The organism is Streptomyces sp. V4I8, assembly GCF_041261225.1.
Taxonomy (GTDB): Bacteria; Actinomycetota; Actinomycetes; order Streptomycetales; family Streptomycetaceae; genus Streptomyces.
The window spans coordinates 6,262,586-6,278,123 of record NZ_JBGCCN010000001.1 but is presented as its reverse complement, the minus strand read 5'-3'; the positions used below and the strand labels follow the sequence as shown (position 1 = coordinate 6,278,123).

The window sequence follows — 15,538 nt, the reverse complement described above, 5'->3', positions numbered from 1 at the left end:
CGACATGAGCGCACACCCCAACCGACGTTCCGTCCTGGCCGTCGGCACCGCGGCCACGGCCGCGTATCTCCTTCCGACCGGCACGGCCACGGCAGCCGACCGCACCGCGCCGACGTCCGGCTTCCGGCCGGCGAAGATCCCGCTGTCCCAGAACGGCTGGGAGATCCAGACCCAGGCCAACCACGTCTCGACGGTCTGGACCCGCTCCGTCTCCGGAACCGGGCTCCGCGTCGACGTGCGGATCGGGCTGCCGGAACTCCTTCTCCTCCACATAGCGCGCCGCTTCCACCACGAGGTCCAGGAACTCCGCGCCGGCAACGTGCAGGGCTGGAGCAGAATCGGCCGCACACCGAGAACGAGCCCCGCCTCCAACCTCTCGTCGGGCACGGCCCTGCGGCTCGTTCCCGGCGCCAGATCCCGGGGCAGCTACTTCCCGCAACAGGTCGAGCGGATCCGGGACATCGTCGCGGACTGCGCGGGAACGGTCCGCTGGGGCGGCGACGACGACCTCGTGGACGAGTCCCTCTACTACCTGACGGCCGGGCCGGACAGCGGAGAGCTGATGCGCGTCGCCCCGAAGTTCCAGGAGTGGTCCGGGCGACTGGGAGCGATGCCTACGCCTTGAGGGCACCGACGAACTGGGCCCAGGCCCCGTCGCCGACGAGGAGGACGGGGCCTTCGGGGTTCTTGGAGTCGCGGACGGGGACGGTGCCGGGGAGGTTGTGGGCTACTTCGAGGCATTCGCCAGCTTGGGAGTTGCTGTAGCTGCTCTTTCGCCAAGCGGCGGAGTCCAGGTCAATCCCCTTGCTGCGCTTCATTTCTGTAGGTCCTTGCCAGCTCGTCCATCAAGGCCAGGGACGCCTCGGGTGACAGTGCGACGGCCCTGAGCAGATCGTATCTACGACGGTACTGCTTCACGCGGGCCGGATAGTCGACGATCTCTCCGGTGAAATCGCCCTCGGTGTACACCAGCGGTGGGGCGTCGGCGAAGGTCATGATCTTGGCCATGCCATTCCTGAGCGGGTGCCAGAGGGTCGTTTCCGGAACGATCTGAAGAACGCTCCGTGTGGACCGGATCACGTCGAGGATGTGCTCCACCTGCTCGGCCATCACCTCCGGGGGAAGCGGCGTTCTGCGGATGACCGACTCGCTCAGGATTCCCCAGTAGGTGGGCCGGTCCTCGCGTTTCCACAACTCCGCCCGCGCCAACCGGGCACGGACTCGCTTCTCGACCTCCTCCGGCGGCGTCTCCGGATCCCCGTACTGAATCTGCCCCTGGAAGTACGCTCCGGTCTGCAGCAGCCCCGGGACGTTCACGGGCGCCCACTCCTCCAGCGTCAGCGCCTGCTTCTCCAGGTCCGGGATGTCCGCGGAGTACCAGTCGTGCCCCACCCGCCTCGCCTTGGCCGCGGCTTCACACCGCCGCTCGAAGAACCCGTCCGTCCCCAGCCGCTGATCCACATGCACGGCGAAGTCCAGCGGCATCCCCCGCTCACCCCGCTCGATCTGGCTGAGGAACGAGACCCCCCGGAAACTCCCCTCCACCAACTGCTCCAGCGTCAGCCCCGCCTGCTCCCTCCTGTAGCGCAACTCGGCGCCGAAAAAGCAGGGAACACTCACCGACGCGTCCGGATCCTTCTTCGCGGGCACAACTCACCACCACCGTTTCTCACTTGCTCATGCACAGCCGAAACCCCTTTCACGGTACGCAACTCGACGCCAGCCTGTGAGTGATTCATCACAGACCGCACACGGAGGCGTACCCCCATGCCCGACACCCACCTCGAAGAACTCCGCACCGCCCTGGAAGCGAACGGCATCACGCTCCCCTCCCTAGGTGTCGACCTGCCCTCCTTCACCGCGCTGCCCGCACGCCCCCTCATCGCGCTCGGGAACTGCAATCTCGCCACCGCCGAGGCCCTGGCCGCCGCTCTCCGCAAGGCGGCCGACCAGTGACCAGACCGCTCGTCCTCGAACTGCTCGCGTGCCCCAAGGCCGTACCCGAGGTACGCCACGCCGTACGCGAGCACCTGGGCGCCCCCTGCCCCGAAGCCCAGCTCTGCGTCAGCGAGTTGCTCACCAACGTGATCACCCATGTCGGCGAAGGCACCCCGGTGACCGTCCGCCTGTTCCGCACCCCGGACGGCCGTACGCGCCTGGAGGTCACCGACCCCGACCCGCACGCCTGGCTCATCGCACGCCACTCCGGCGAGCACGACGAGACCGGGCGCGGCCTCCTCCTGCTCGACGCGGTCGCCCGGCGCTGGGGCGTGTGGCTGACGCCCGCCGGCAAGACGGTGTGGTGCGAGCTCCACACGGACGCATCCTCAAACTTTGCAGGTACCCCTGCCCGCGCCTCCCGGCCACATTGAGCACGTAGTCACCTCGGCACTCGCCCGAAAGGAAGACCGTGCCCAAGAAACGTTGGAAGATCGGCCTCGCCGCCCTCGCCTCAGGGCTGGCCGCGGTACTCGCCACCAGCCCCGCCCAAGCCGCGTACTCGCAGAACTCCGGTGCGTACAGCACCACGTTCGTGGACGGCGCCGGCGCCCTCACCGACGACTTCGGCGACCACTTCGACGAACTCGGCAACTCCCTCTGCTACGGCTGCGGAGAATCCAGGAACACCGACATCGTCGTCCTCTGGCAGAGCATCCTGGTGGCCGAGGATCTGCTCGACTTCGGAGACATCGACGGGCAGTTCGGCCCCGGGACCAGAGACGCCACCATCGCCTGGCAGAAGCGCTACGGCCTCAGCGCGGACGGCAAGGTCGGGGACAACACCTGGAGCAGGGCCGACGACAAGCTCGTGTGGCTCTCCAACGTCGACATCACCTACACCGGGAAGTACAACTCCGGTGCGGTGGTCTTCAACCGCGGCAGCACGTCGAAGACCCAGGACAGCGGCGCCTACAGAGTCCACGAGGTCTACCAGTACGACGGCGTCAAGTCGATGCGCGGCTATCGCGTCCACTTCAACCAGCTGACCACCCTCTGAGGACGGACACTCTCATGCGCATCACTCGTTGGAAGCTGGGCCTGGGCACACTGGCCGCGGGACTGTCACTGATGCTGACCACCACCCCGGCACAGGCCGCCTACGCGGGGAATTCCGGGGCGTACGGCACCACGTTCGTGGACGGCGACGACAAGGTCACCGACGACTTCGGCGACCACTTCGACGAACTCGGCAACTCCCTCTGCTACGGCTGCGGAGAGTCCTCGAACACCGACATCGTCTTCCTTTGGCAGAGCATCCTGGCCTCCGAGCACCTGTTGGATCTCTTCGAAATCGACGGGCAGTTCGGCTCCAAGACCAGAGACGCCACCATCGCCTGGCAGAAGCGCTACGGCCTCACTGCGGACGGCAAGGTCGGCGACAACACCTGGAGCAAGGCCGACGACCAGCTCAAGTGGAGCGGCTCCGTCGTGCTGTACGACGGCAGTGGACCGTACGGCTATGTGACGTTCCACCGAGGCGACAGCTCCAAGTCGCAGGACGGCGGGGCCTACCACCTCGCGCAGGTCAAGCAGGGCGACGGGTACCGCATCCCCGAAGAGGGCACGCGCATTCACCACCGCGACAAGACCATCTCCTGGTACTGAGGGCAATCCCCCGTCACCCTGGAAAGTTCCAGGTACCGCCCTCCACTCCGGTCCGGCCACCATGGTCCCGTGCCGCCCCGGGGGGAGGCTGCACAGCTGACGGAGGAGACCGCCGACAGGGGTGCGCGGTCGATCCCGTGTGCGCGGCCGCGGTGAGCGTCACGTTCCCACGCTCACCGCGGCTGTTCCCTGCCCTCCCGCCCCCGCGACGGGACGGTAGTCTCTCGTCAACTGACGTAATACGACCGTGCGTTGCGCAAGAAAGAGCACGAAGCAAATCGGGGGCCCCATGACAGACCAGCGACCCGGGTCGTCGTACGAACCGGCGGCCGGTGCCGCCGACCTGCGGCAGGCGGGCGCCACCTCGCTGCGCCCCACCGACCCCGGCCGCATCGGCCCCTACGTCCCCCTCGGTCTCCTCGGCACCGGCGGCATGGGCCGCGTCTACCTCGCCCGCCCCGCCGACAACACCCCCGGCCTCGCCGCCGTCAAGGTGATCCGTCCCGAGTACGCCGAAGACCCCCGCTTCCGCCGCCGTTTCGAGCGGGAGGCCGCCGTGCACTCCCGGGTCCACAGCCCGCGTGCGCCCCAGCTGCTCGGCACCGGGTTCGACGACACGCTGCTGTGGATGGCCACGCAGTACGTGCCCGGCCTGAACCTCGCCGACGCCGTCCGCGACTGCGGAACGCTGGCGCAGGCCGGCATGTGGCGACTGGTGGCGGACCTCGGGCAGGCGCTGTCGGCGATGGCCGCCGCCGATGTCGTACACCGGGATCTCAAGCCGTCGAACGTGATCCTGTCCCCGCAGGGCGCGCACGTCATCGACTTCGGCATCGCCCAGGCCGCCGACAGCAGCGCGATCACCTCGACCGGGAGCAGGGTCGGCACGCCCGCCTTCATGGCGCCCGAGTATCTGCGCGAGGGCCGGTGCGACGCCGCCTCCGACGTCTTCTCGCTCGCGGGGAGCCTGATCTACGCCGCCACCGGGCACGCCCCGTTCGGGGACGGAACGGGCGTGGACGTGATGCACCGGGTGGCGTTCGAGGAACCCAAGTCGGAGGTCATGGGCGAACTCACCGCCGTAGACCCGGCGTTGGCCGATCTGCTGGCCGCCTGCCTCACCAAGGACCCTGCCGGCCGCCCCACCCCGCGGCAACTCATCGACGCCGCCACGGCCGCCGGTCACGGTCACCACCGCACAGCCTCCTGGAACGAGACGTTGAACGCCCGGCTGCTGGCCCGCGGGCAGGCCTGCGACGCGCTGGAACATGTCGCCGTCCAGGAAGCCGGTCAGGGATCTCAGGGATCCGGTCACGAGACCGTCCAGTTGCGTACGCCGTCGGAGGGCGTGGCCTTGCCTGCCGCCGGCCCCGTTTTCGGAACGCCCACGCCACCCGGGCCGTACGCCACCCCCACCGAGCCCACCACCTCCGCGCAGGCCCTGACCCCTGAGGACGGCGGCAGGCGCGGGAAGCGGAAGGCCTACCTCGCCGTCGCCGCCGGCTTCGCCGTGTGCGCCGTCGTCGCGGGCGCCTTCTTCCTGACCCGCCCGTCTCTCCACGAAGCGGCCGCGGCGACGGCAGCGGAAAGCACCGCCCCCGACGACACACCGGTCTCCCCTCCCCCCACCTCCTCCGCCTCGCCCTCCGGCGACAAGGAGAAGGGGAAAGAGGAGAAGGGGAAAGAGGAGGGGAAGGGGGACGAGAAGGGCGCCGGCTCGGAGGCCGAGGAGTCAGCGAAGCCGGACGCATCCGCCGACGCTGCGGGCGGCGGGACGCAGGCCACTCCCACCGACGACGAGACCTCCGCCCCGTCCGACGGCGACGGAAGCGGCGGCAGCGGCAGTGGCGGCAACGCCCCGACCGCCACCCCCACCAAGACCGCCACCACACCCGCCACCCCGCCCTGGCTCTCCGACTGCACCTACTACTCCGGCACGGGACTCACCGTCCGTGGCGACAAAGGACAGCGCGTCGTCCAGGTGCAGTGCATGCTCACCAAGCGCGGCTACAGCGTCGGCGGGTCAGGCGTGGACGGCAAGTTCGGTGCGGACACGGAGTCGGCGGTCAGGCTGTTCCAGAGCGACAAGGGGCTGGCTGTCGATGGCGAGGTCGGGCCCAACACCTGGGCTGGCCTGCGTAGTTCGACGTAACGGGATCCCGAGGCGAACGCCGCCTCGACGCCGCCTCGGCCGCTCCCCTGGAACCCCAAGACGCTGATCGGCCACATCGGCGCCACCGGCGGCAACAGCGGCGACTGGGCGCACCTGCACTACGAGCAGCGCTACAAGGCGAACGGCATCCCGGGCCAGAGCGACCGCAAGGCCGTGCACTTCAACGGCAAGAAGTACACGGGCGCGGGCGAGACCTGGAAGGACGTCAAGAGCAGGAACTGCTGAGACGAGCGATGAGGGGCGCGCCGTGCGTACGGTGCGCCCCTCATGCAGGTCGGCTCAGTGGAAGAAGTGCCGCGTCCCCGTGAAGTACATCGTGATGCCGGCCTTCTGCGCCGCCTCGACGACCAGCTCGTCACGGACCGAACCGCCGGGCTGGACGATGGCCTTGACGCCGGCCTCGCTCAGGACGTCGATGTTGTCCGGGAACGGGAAGAACGCGTCCGAGGCGACGTACGAGCCCCGGGCGCGCTCGGCCCCGGCGCGCTCGACCGCCAGCTTGCAGGAGTCGACCCGGTTGACCTGCCCCATGCCCACGCCCACCGACGCGCCGTCCTTGGCGAGCAGGATGGCGTTGGACTTGACGGCCCGACAGGCCTTCCAGGCGAAGGCGAGCTCGGAGAGCTCCTCGGCGCTGAGCGCGTCCCCCGTGGCGAGGGTCCAGTTGGCCGGGTCGTCACCGTCGGCCTGGAGGCGGTCGGTGACCTGGAGGAGGACACCGCCGTCGACGGGCTTGACCTCGACGGGGTTGCCAGGGCCCTCGGGGCAGCGCAGGACGCGGATGTTCTTCTTCTTGGTGAGGGCCTCCAGCGCGCCGTCCTCGTAGTCGGGCGCGACGATGACCTCGGTGAAGATCTCGGCGACCTGCTCGGCCATCTCCTTGGACACCGGCCGGTTGACGGCGATCACACCGCCGAACGCCGACAGCGGGTCACAGGCGTGCGCCTTGCGGTGCGCCTCGGCGACGTCCGCGCCGACCGCGATACCGCAGGGGTTGGCGTGCTTGATGATCGCGACACAGGGCTCGGCGTGGTCGTACGCGGCACGGCGGGCGGCGTCCGTGTCCGTGTAGTTGTTGTACGACATCTCCTTGCCGTGCAGTTGCTCGGCCTTGGCCAGGCCGCCGGCATCGCCGTCGACGTAGAGGGCGGCCGGCTGGTGCGGGTTCTCGCCGTACCGGAGTGTGTTCTCGCGCTCCCAGGTGGCGCCGAGGAAGTCGGGGAACTGGGAGTCGTCGGCGGGAGCGTAGGAGGAGGCGAACCACGAAGCCACCGCCACGTCGTACGCCGCCGTGTGCTGGAAGGCCTCCGCCGCGAGCCGCTTGCGGGTGGCGAGGTCGAAGCCGCCGTTCTGTACGGCCGACAGCACATCGGCGTAACGGGCCGGGCTGGTCACGACCGCGACGGACGGGTGGTTCTTGGCGGCGGCGCGCACCATCGACGGGCCGCCGATGTCGATCTGCTCGACGCACTCGTCGGGCGAGGCCCCGGACGCGACGGTCTCGCGGAACGGGTAGAGGTTGACGACGACCAGGTCGAAGGGCTCGACGCCCAGCTCGGCGAGCTGCTCGCGGTGGCTGTCCAGGCGCAGGTCGGCGAGGATGCCGGCGTGCACGCGCGGGTGCAGCGTCTTGACGCGGCCGTCCAGGCACTCGGGGAAGCCGGTGAGCTCCTCGACCTTGGTGACCGGGACACCGGCCGCGGCGATCTTCGCGGCCGTGGAGCCGGTGGAGACGAGTTCGACGCCCGCCTCGTGCAGCCCGCGCGCGAGCTCTTCGAGGCCCGTCTTGTCGTAGACGCTGACGAGCGCGCGACGGATGGCCCGCTTGGTGCTCTCGGCCGTGACAGTGCTGTCGGCGGTCACTGGATAACTACCTTTCGTCCCTCAATGCGATAGCCGTTGCGGGCGAGCCGCCCCACGACCTCGACGAGCAGCCTTCGCTCGACTTCCTTGATGCGCTCGTGCAGAGCGCTCTCGTCGTCCTCGTCCCGGATCTCCACCACGCCCTGGGCGATGATCGGTCCGGTGTCGACGCCGTCGTCGACGAAGTGGACGGTGCAGCCGGTGACCCTGGCGCCGTACGCGAGGGCGTCGCGGACGCCGTGGGCGCCGGGAAAACTGGGAAGAAGGGCCGGGTGGGTGTTGACGAACCGGCCGCCGAAGCGCGCGAGGAACTCCTTCCCCACGATCTTCATGAACCCGGCGGAGATCACGAGGTCGGGCTCATGGGCGGACACCGCCTCGGCGAGCGCCACGTCCCACTCCTCGCGGCTGCCGTGGTCCTTGACCTTCCGCACGAAGGTGGGCAGCCCGGCGCGCTCGGCCCGCGCGAGCCCCTCGATGTTCTCGCGGTCCGCGCCGACGGCCACGATCTCCGCGCCGTACGCCTCGGGGCCGACGGCGGCGATCTCGTCGAGCAGCGCCTGCAGGTTGGTGCCGGATCCGGAGACCAGCACGACGAGGCGCTTGGCACGCTCGGCCACGGGCTTGGCGGCCACGGTGGGGGCCCTTTCTCGGGGGTGCGTTCTACGAGCGGCCGACGCTTTGTATATTCGTACGAATGCATCGCGCCCCGGGATACGGGGAAGTCTACGAAGCGGCCGACCGTCAGCAACGATACCGGCACTACGGACAGCCCCCACGGGACGGGTGCATGGCCGGAAGGTAGCGTCTGGGGGAGCTGGCCCGGGAACGCGGCTGCGGTGCGGTGCGTTCTCGCAGTGACAGCTCATGGCGGATCCGTCGTTTCACGGCGGTTCAGTTCATGGCGGATCAGTCGTTCACCAAGATCAGTCGTTCACCAAGGGGAAGACGCTCACTTGATGTCGGACCGCAGCCTGCGACTCCTCACACTCCCTCCGCAGTCCGCGCAGGGAGGGAAGCGTGGCGCCGTCCTGCTGCGAGAGCGGCCCGCCTCGCCTCCCGACGCGCCCTCGGACAAGAAGTCCGGTGACGAACAGAGCGGTGGCGCCCAGGACGACAACCCCTTCGCCCCGCCGCCGGAGGGCACACCGGACCGCCCGTGGCGGCCGCGGCGCCCGGCCGGCGAGGACGGCTCACAGGGGTCCGACCAGGGCGACGGCCACTCTCCGTGGGGCAACCAGTGGAGCGACCGCCAGCCGGGCCGCTCACCCGGCGGCTTCGGCGACCACCCCCGAGGCGGCCAGGACGGCCCGGGGAACGGCGCCCCCGGCACCGGCATGCGCTGGGACCCCACCGACCCCGCCCAGCGCCGCGCTCGCTACGCCCTGCTCTCCGGCATGTGGGCCTTCTTCTTCGCCCTGTTCAGCTGGCCGTACGTGGCCCTGCTGCTGGGCGCGCTGGCCCTGTACTGGGGCATCGGCAGCCTGCGCACCAAGCCCCGCACCCCGGACCCGGACACCCCGGCCGCCCCTCGCCCCACCGGCCGCCCCCAGACGACAGCCGCGGTGAGCGGCCTGGTCACGGCGTCCCTCGCCATCGCGGTGGTCGCCGCCGGGTTCACGGCGCAGGTGGTCTACAGCGACTTCTACACCTGCACGAACGACGCGCTGACGAACGAGGCGAAGCAGTCGTGCAACGAGCTTTTGCCGGAGGAGTTGCGGGGGGTTCTGGGGGCGGAGAGCTGAAGGGCCGGCTGAGCGGAGGGCTGAGGGGGCCGCAGGTTTCCGTTTCCGCGACACCCGAGGGTTCACTGCGATGACGGCGCCTCCGGGGGACCAGAGAGCTCAAGGGGCTCGGCGGTCCTAGGGAGTCCGGGGAGCTGAGGGGACTCGGCGGGCTTCGGGGACTCGCCGTTCTCAGGGGCCTCAGCGACCTCAACGGCCTCTGCGGTCTCTGCCGTCTCTGCCGTCTCTGCCGTCTCAGGAGCCTCCGCCGGTCCCGACGCCTCCTTCATCGCCGCCCAGCGTGCCGCCCGCGAGGCCTCGTCGTGCCAGGGCCAGGACGAGGGCGAGGACGAGGACGGCGGTTCCGGTGACGGCTCGGTGGGCCGGGGGTCGTCCGGATCGGTCGGCCCGGCGGGCGGGAAGTCGTCCGGCTCGAAGGTCGTGTCGTGGTCGTACGCCCCGTACGGGACGTCCTGGTCGCCGCCCTCGTAGGGCCCGTCCTCGTCGTACGCCCCGGGCCCGGCATCCTGGTCCCTGCCCTGCTGCGGAGCGGCCTGGTCCTGTGCCAGCGCCGTGAACGGCCCTTCCTCGCCGTAGGCCGAGCGCCGGGTCTTCGAGTCCGTCGACGCACGCTCGCTCTCCCCCGGCTCCCCCGGCTCCGCCGCCTCGACCCGGGGCTTGCCGATCCGAGCCTCCTGCGTCTCGCTCACCCGGGCTGCCCGCGACACCCAACCCGTCCGGCACCGCCACCCCCGCACCGCCACCGCCACGGGAACCGCCAGCACCGCGACCCAGGCCAGCGTCGCCGCCCCCACCTGCCACCACACCGGCCCGAACTGCGCCAGCACCCCACGGCCCAGCGGCCCGCCCGACAGCGCGGCCAGCACAGCGAGCGTGACCGCACAGAGCACGGACGCCAGCAGGGCGACCCCGACGGTCCGCCCGGGTGCCCAGACCACAGCGGACGCCTGCCCGGCCTGCGCCCTCGCCGCGGTCGCGGTCGCGGATGTCCGCCCGTCCCGGGATCCGCCGCCCTCAGTGGCCCACCCACCCGGAGACCGGCCCTCGGCCCCCCAACCCCACCCCGCCGCGGACCACCCCACCACCACACCGGCCACCACCGGCACCGCCCCGACCGCCCACTGCAACGGCCCGCCGACCCCGGCCCCCGGCACCGCCTCCAGCAACGGAAGCGGCGGCAACAACGGCGCCGGTGTCGAGGACAGCGGCCCCACCACATGCCCCGCCCCGAGCACGAACCCCGGCCCGAGGGCGTACGACGCCGCCCACACCGCCGCGTTCGGCACGAGCGCCGCGCACAGGAGCAGCACGGCAAGCCGTCCCGACCACCCGTTCGTCAGCTCCAGAAAGGACGCCCGCGCCTCCTCGCCGTGCCACACCAGCGACCCGCCCACCAGTACCGCGCCGCCGCCGACGAGCGCCGCCGCTCCGGCCCCCGCCGCCCGAGCGGCCGCCGCGAGACGGGCGGGCGCCTCGGCCCCGGGCCCCCGTCGCCGCCCTTGCTTCGGCAGCGCGCCCAGTAGACCGTCGGCCGCCTCCGGCCGCCGCTCGCACGCCGTCCACACCCCCACCCCCGCCACACCCATGACGACCAGGGGCACACACAGGGCGGTCCAGAACCACTCGGGCCGCAGCTCACCCCCGGCCGCGTACACCGCGGCGCCCGCCCCGACGCCGAGGTACCCGAGGACGACTCCCGCCCACGCCGTCGGCCCCGACACCAGGGGCTCCCCGTCACCGCCGTCCGCCGCCGCGTCCCGCGCCGCCCGGTGCACCAGCCACACCGGCAGCATGAGCAGCAGCAACGGCGTGACCCCGACCGGCGCGGGGAGGCCGGAGAGGGTGTCGGCGCGGACCAGTTCGGCGCCGTGCGCCAACAGCCACAGCACGGCGGCGACCTTGAGCGCGCCGCCCGGCCCGCTGTCCGGGTACGGCGAGCTGATCCACAGCACGATCACCAGCACGGCGAGCGCACCGAGCCCCAACCCCGCCGCCACCGCGCCGTTCAGCAGGCTGGCGCCCAGCCCCGGCGTTCGATAGCGGATCCGAGTGAGCAGGGACGACAGGGGCGTTCGGCGGGCGGTCATCTCGATCACGCCCGCCATGCTCCCAACGACACGCGCTTTCCCGTCGTAACAGGCGAACCTCCGATGTGTCGCACAATATATGTTTATGTACCTTTTCCACCGAAGGGGCGTACTGTGACGCAGAGCCCTGCAACCCCGCTTCCTCCGCCCAAGGAACGCCGACGCCTGCGCGAGGCCTGTTCATTGACGCAGGTTCAGGTCGCGGCACGGATGGGCGTCAGCTGCGAGACGGTACGCGCGTGGGAGAGCGGCCGTTCGAATCCGCGCGGCGGGCGGAGGGAGGCGTACGCGCGACTGCTCAAGCTGCTCGCGGAAAGGGAACAGGAGAAGACGGGGGATCAGGAAGCCCCGGAAGTGGTGGAGGTGACGGCATGTCAGGGCGCTGCCGCCGGGGGCGACGCCCGGACCGCCGTACCGGCGACCGCCGCGGAAGATCCGGCAGCGGTCGCCCTCGGGGATCCGGTAGCCGTCCGCACCGAGGATCCGACCCCCGTCCCCGAGCCCCGGCCCGAACGCCCCCTCACCCCCGCCCAGGCCTTCGACGCGCTCTACGCCTTCTGCGCGCCCGCCCTCGTACGGCAGACCTTTCTGCTCACCGGGCGCCGCGAACTCGCCCGCGAGTCGGTCGAGCGGGCCTTCCAAGTCGCCTGGCAGCGTTGGCCCGAGGTGGCCCGTGACCGAGACCCGGCGGGCTGGGTGCGGGCGACGGCGTACGACTTCGCGCTCTCCCCCTGGCACCGGTTCCGCCCCCGCTACCGGCACCCCGAACCCCCGCCCTCCGACGCGTCCGACCGCGCCCTGCTGGACGTACTCCTCACCCTCCCGCCGCCCCAGCGCCGCACGCTGCTCCTCTACGACGGGGTGGGCCTCGACCTGCCCGAGACGGCGGCGGAGACGGAGGCGACCACACCGGCGGCCGCGAACCGCCTCCTGCACGCCCGCGCCGCGGTTGCCGCCCGGCTTCCGGGCCTGTCCGACCCCACCGAACTCCACCACCGCCTGGCCGAACTGGCCTCCACGGAGCGTCTGCGCGCGCCCAGGCCGGCGACGGTGCGCGACGGCAGCGAACGTCGGGCCCGCTTCTGGACGCGGGCGGCGATCGCCTTCACGGTGGCCCTCATCGGCACGACGGCGCTCACGCTGCGGACGGCTCCGACGCGGTACGAGCCACCGGTGCCGCCGGGCGAGACGGTGCTCGGCGTACCACCGAAGGTGGCGCCGGGGCCGTTGTCGGAGCAGGAGCGGGAGCTGCGGGCGAAGCTGCGCTCCGAGATGCAGAACGGCCCGGAACGGGTGCTGCCGCAGGCACGGTGAGCGACTCGCCGTCGCGGCTACGGCCGTCCCCCGGCTGCTGCGGGCACGTCGTGGCCGGTCGCGCCCACGCGGCGGAGCCGTACATCGATGCAGCCCCGCGCCCCTGGGGGTCGTGGTCACCGGCGCCTAAATGATCTGCGGGAGTCGTGCCGCCCGGGCGGCACCCGCGCAGCCTGCGGGCAGTCGTGCCGCTGGGGCGGCTCCCGACCCCAAGAGGGCGGCACCTCACCAGCGCGGGGAGCGAAACGCCGGTGGGCCCGCCCCCCATCATGGGGAACGGGCCCACCGGCGTTCAGGTGGCTGCCGTTACTACGGCTCAGCCGCCCAGGATCTCGCGCGCGAGCTTCGCGGTCTCCGTCGGCGTCTTGCCGACCTTGACGCCCGCGGCCTCCAGGGCCTCCTTCTTCGCCTGGGCGGTGCCGGACGAACCGGAGACGATGGCGCCGGCGTGGCCCATGGTCTTGCCCTCGGGCGCGGTGAAGCCCGCGACGTAGCCGACGACCGGCTTGGTCACGTTCTTCGCGATGAAGTCCGCGGCCCGCTCCTCGGCGTCGCCACCGATCTCGCCGATCATGACGATCAGGTCGGTGTCGGGGTCGGCCTCGAACGCGGCGAGCGCGTCGATGTGCGTGGTGCCGATGATCGGGTCGCCACCGATGCCGACGGCGGTCGAGAAGCCGATGTCACGCAGCTCGTACATCATCTGATACGTCAGCGTGCCGGACTTCGAGACCAGGCCGATACGGCCCGGCTTGGTGATGTCGCCCGGGATGATGCCGACGTTCGACTGCCCCGGGGTGATGATGCCGGGGCAGTTCGGGCCGATGATCCGGGTCTTGTTGCCCTTCTTGCCGGCGTACGCCCAGAACGACGCCGAGTCGTGCACGGCGATGCCCTCGGTGATCACGACGGCCAGCGCGATCTCGGCGTCGATGGCCTCGACGACCGCGTCCTTGGTGAACTTCTCCGGCACGAAGATCACGGAGACGTTGGCGCCGGTCTTCTCGATGGCCTCGGCGACCGTCCCGAAGACGGGTACCTCGGTGCCGTCGAAGTCCACGGTCTGACCCGCCTTGCGCGGGTTCACGCCGCCCACGACGTTCGTGCCGTCACCGAGCATGAGCTTGGTGTGCTTCATGCCGGTGGCGCCCGTCATGCCCTGGACGATGACCTTGCTGTCCTTGTTGAGCCAGATAGCCATGGTGTGTTGTGTCCTCGTCCTGAGTGCTTACTTGGCGGCGTGAGCCAGTTCGGCGGCCTTGTCGGCCGCGCCGTCCATGGTGTCGACGCGCTGGACCAGCGGGTGGTTGGCGTCGGTGAGGATCTGCCGGCCGAGCTCGGCGTTGTTGCCGTCGAGACGGACGACGAGCGGCTTCGAGACGTTCTCGCCGCGGTCCTCGAGGAGCTTCAGGGCCTGGACGATGCCGTTGGCGACCTCGTCACAGGCGGTGATGCCACCGAAGACGTTGACGAAGACGGACTTGACGTCCGGGTCGCCGAGGATGATCTCCAGACCGTTGGCCATGACCTGGGCGGAGGCGCCACCGCCGATGTCCAGGAAGTTGGCCGGCTTGACGTTTCCGTGGTTCTCACCGGCGTACGCGACGACGTCCAGGGTGCTCATGACGAGACCCGCGCCGTTGCCGATGATGCCGACCTCACCGTCGAGCTTGACGTAGTTGAGGTTCTTCTCCTTGGCGGCGGCCTCGAGCGGGTTGGCCGCGGCCTTGTCGTGCAGCTCGTCCCAGTCGTGACGGAACTCGGCGTTGTCGTCGAGCGACACCTTGCCGTCCAGGGCGATGACGTCACCGGAGGCGACCTTCGCGAGCGGGTTGACCTCGACGAGGAGGGCGTCCGACTTGATGAAGGTGTCCCACAGCGTGACGAGGACGTTCACGACCTTGTCCGCGACCTCGGCCGGGAACTTGGCGGCCTCGACGATCTCGCGGGCCTTGGCCTCGTCCACGCCGTCGATGGCGTCGATCGCGATCTTGGCGACGGCCTCGGGGCGGGTGGCCGCCACCTCCTCGATCTCCATGCCGCCCTCGACGGAGGCGATGGAGAGGAAGGTGCGGTTGGCACGGTCGAGGAGGAAGGAGACGTAGTACTCCTCCAGGATCTCCGGGGCCGTCTCGGCGATCATCACCTTGTGGACCGTGTGGCCCTTGATGTCCATGCCGAGGATGTCCGTCGCGCGGGCGACGGCCTCGTCCGCGTTCGCGGCGAGCTTGACGCCACCGGCCTTGCCACGGCCGCCGACCTTCACCTGGGCCTTGACGACGGACTTGCCACCGAGACGCTCAGTGGCTGCGCGGGCCGCCTCAGGCGTGTCGATGACTTCACCGGCCAGCACCGGTACATCGTGCTTGGCGAAGAGGTCCCTCGCCTGGTACTCGAACAGGTCCACGCGCTTCCGTCCCTATCAGTGATCTCGCGGTTCGTTGGATGCGTGGGCGTGCCGCGAAGGGCAACGTGACGTCCGCTGTCACAAGGGAGGCGCACACGGTGTCCGAGCGCGCGGCATGTCCGTCTCGCAGGTTATCGCTGGTTGCGGAGGGCCCCTAAATCGAGGGTCACACCTGAGCGGTGATACCTGTCACATGATGCCGCGATCAGCAAAGATCTCTGGCACGGCGTGCCGACTGTGAGCGAACGGGAACCTGCCGGGCACACAGAGGGGCAGGACCCCACCGGGTTGGGGTCGACCCGGTGAGGTCCCTTGAGCAGCCCGAAGGGGCACGAATGGGCCG

At 70.7% G+C, this 15,538-nt stretch carries 15 protein-coding genes; 8 read left to right on the top strand and 7 right to left on the bottom strand.

Annotated features, from left to right (window positions below; translation table 11 throughout):
- Positions 1-4: 4 nt before the first annotated feature.
- Positions 5-625 (top strand): hypothetical protein, encoded by a 621-nt coding sequence (locus tag ABIE67_RS28605; RefSeq protein WP_370263492.1) that lies wholly within the window; start codon positions 5-7, stop codon positions 623-625.
- On the opposite strand, the gene ABIE67_RS28600 is transcribed toward ABIE67_RS28605, so the two are convergent.
- Entirely contained in the window at positions 615-818 is a 204-nt protein-coding gene (locus tag ABIE67_RS28600) for a DUF397 domain-containing protein (protein ID WP_370263488.1), read from the bottom strand. The two genes, ABIE67_RS28605 and ABIE67_RS28600, sit on opposite strands and share 11 nt — an antisense overlap.
- Positions 796-1,650 (bottom strand): helix-turn-helix domain-containing protein, encoded by an 855-nt coding sequence (locus ABIE67_RS28595; protein WP_370263481.1) that lies wholly within the window; start codon positions 1,648-1,650, stop codon positions 796-798. The genes ABIE67_RS28600 and ABIE67_RS28595 overlap by 23 nt, the downstream gene beginning before the upstream one ends.
- A gap of 117 nt (positions 1,651-1,767) precedes the next feature.
- Between ABIE67_RS28595 and ABIE67_RS28590 the strand changes: the two genes are divergently transcribed.
- The 5 genes from ABIE67_RS28590 (at position 1,768) to ABIE67_RS28570 (ending at position 5,758) form a co-directional block, all read left to right on the top strand.
- Positions 1,768-1,956, top strand: a complete 189-nt coding sequence (locus tag ABIE67_RS28590) for a hypothetical protein (RefSeq protein WP_370263476.1) — start codon at positions 1,768-1,770, stop codon at positions 1,954-1,956.
- Entirely contained in the window at positions 1,953-2,372 is a 420-nt protein-coding gene (locus ABIE67_RS28585; RefSeq protein WP_370263472.1) for an ATP-binding protein, read from the top strand. Before ABIE67_RS28590 ends, ABIE67_RS28585 begins: the two co-directional genes overlap by 4 nt.
- A gap of 38 nt (positions 2,373-2,410) precedes the next feature.
- Entirely contained in the window at positions 2,411-2,998 is a 588-nt protein-coding gene (locus tag ABIE67_RS28580; RefSeq protein ID WP_370263468.1) for a peptidoglycan-binding protein, read from the top strand.
- A gap of 14 nt (positions 2,999-3,012) precedes the next feature.
- A complete protein-coding gene (locus ABIE67_RS28575; RefSeq protein ID WP_370263464.1) occupies positions 3,013-3,606 on the top strand; it encodes a peptidoglycan-binding protein in 594 nt (197 codons plus the stop codon).
- Positions 3,607-3,895: 289 nt separating this feature from the next.
- Entirely contained in the window at positions 3,896-5,758 is a 1,863-nt protein-coding gene (locus tag ABIE67_RS28570; protein ID WP_370263461.1) for a protein kinase, read from the top strand.
- Between the two features lie 300 nt (positions 5,759-6,058).
- Here the strand turns inward: ABIE67_RS28570 and purH are convergent, their stop codons facing one another.
- Positions 6,059-7,642, bottom strand: coding sequence for a bifunctional phosphoribosylaminoimidazolecarboxamide formyltransferase/IMP cyclohydrolase (gene purH, locus ABIE67_RS28565; protein WP_370263456.1), 1,584 nt, complete (start codon positions 7,640-7,642; stop codon positions 6,059-6,061).
- Positions 7,639-8,277: a phosphoribosylglycinamide formyltransferase gene (purN, locus tag ABIE67_RS28560; RefSeq protein ID WP_370263451.1), complete on the bottom strand. Its 639-nt coding sequence runs from the start codon at positions 8,275-8,277 to the stop codon at positions 7,639-7,641. The genes purH and purN overlap by 4 nt, the downstream gene beginning before the upstream one ends.
- A gap of 324 nt (positions 8,278-8,601) precedes the next feature.
- On the opposite strand from purN, the gene ABIE67_RS28555 reads away from it, so the two are divergent.
- Positions 8,602-9,387 (top strand): hypothetical protein, encoded by a 786-nt coding sequence (locus ABIE67_RS28555; protein WP_370263448.1) that lies wholly within the window; start codon positions 8,602-8,604, stop codon positions 9,385-9,387.
- A 62-nt stretch (positions 9,388-9,449) separates the two neighbouring features.
- Here ABIE67_RS28555 and ABIE67_RS28550 read toward each other — a convergent pair whose 3' ends face one another.
- A complete protein-coding gene (locus ABIE67_RS28550) occupies positions 9,450-11,492 on the bottom strand; it encodes a DUF6350 family protein (RefSeq protein ID WP_370263445.1) in 2,043 nt (680 codons plus the stop codon).
- A gap of 96 nt (positions 11,493-11,588) precedes the next feature.
- On the opposite strand from ABIE67_RS28550, the gene ABIE67_RS28545 reads away from it, so the two are divergent.
- Positions 11,589-12,788: a helix-turn-helix domain-containing protein gene (locus ABIE67_RS28545; protein ID WP_370263440.1), complete on the top strand. Its 1,200-nt coding sequence runs from the start codon at positions 11,589-11,591 to the stop codon at positions 12,786-12,788.
- Positions 12,789-13,104: 316 nt separating this feature from the next.
- Here the strand turns inward: ABIE67_RS28545 and sucD are convergent, their stop codons facing one another.
- Both sucD and sucC read right to left on the bottom strand, forming a co-directional pair.
- Positions 13,105-13,989 carry a succinate--CoA ligase subunit alpha gene (gene sucD, locus ABIE67_RS28540; protein WP_370263435.1) on the bottom strand — a complete coding sequence of 295 codons (885 nt, stop codon included), beginning with the start codon at positions 13,987-13,989 and terminating at the stop codon, positions 13,105-13,107.
- A gap of 27 nt (positions 13,990-14,016) precedes the next feature.
- Positions 14,017-15,195, bottom strand: coding sequence for an ADP-forming succinate--CoA ligase subunit beta (gene sucC / locus ABIE67_RS28535; RefSeq protein WP_370263431.1), 1,179 nt, complete (start codon positions 15,193-15,195; stop codon positions 14,017-14,019).
- Positions 15,196-15,538 lie beyond the last annotated feature (343 nt).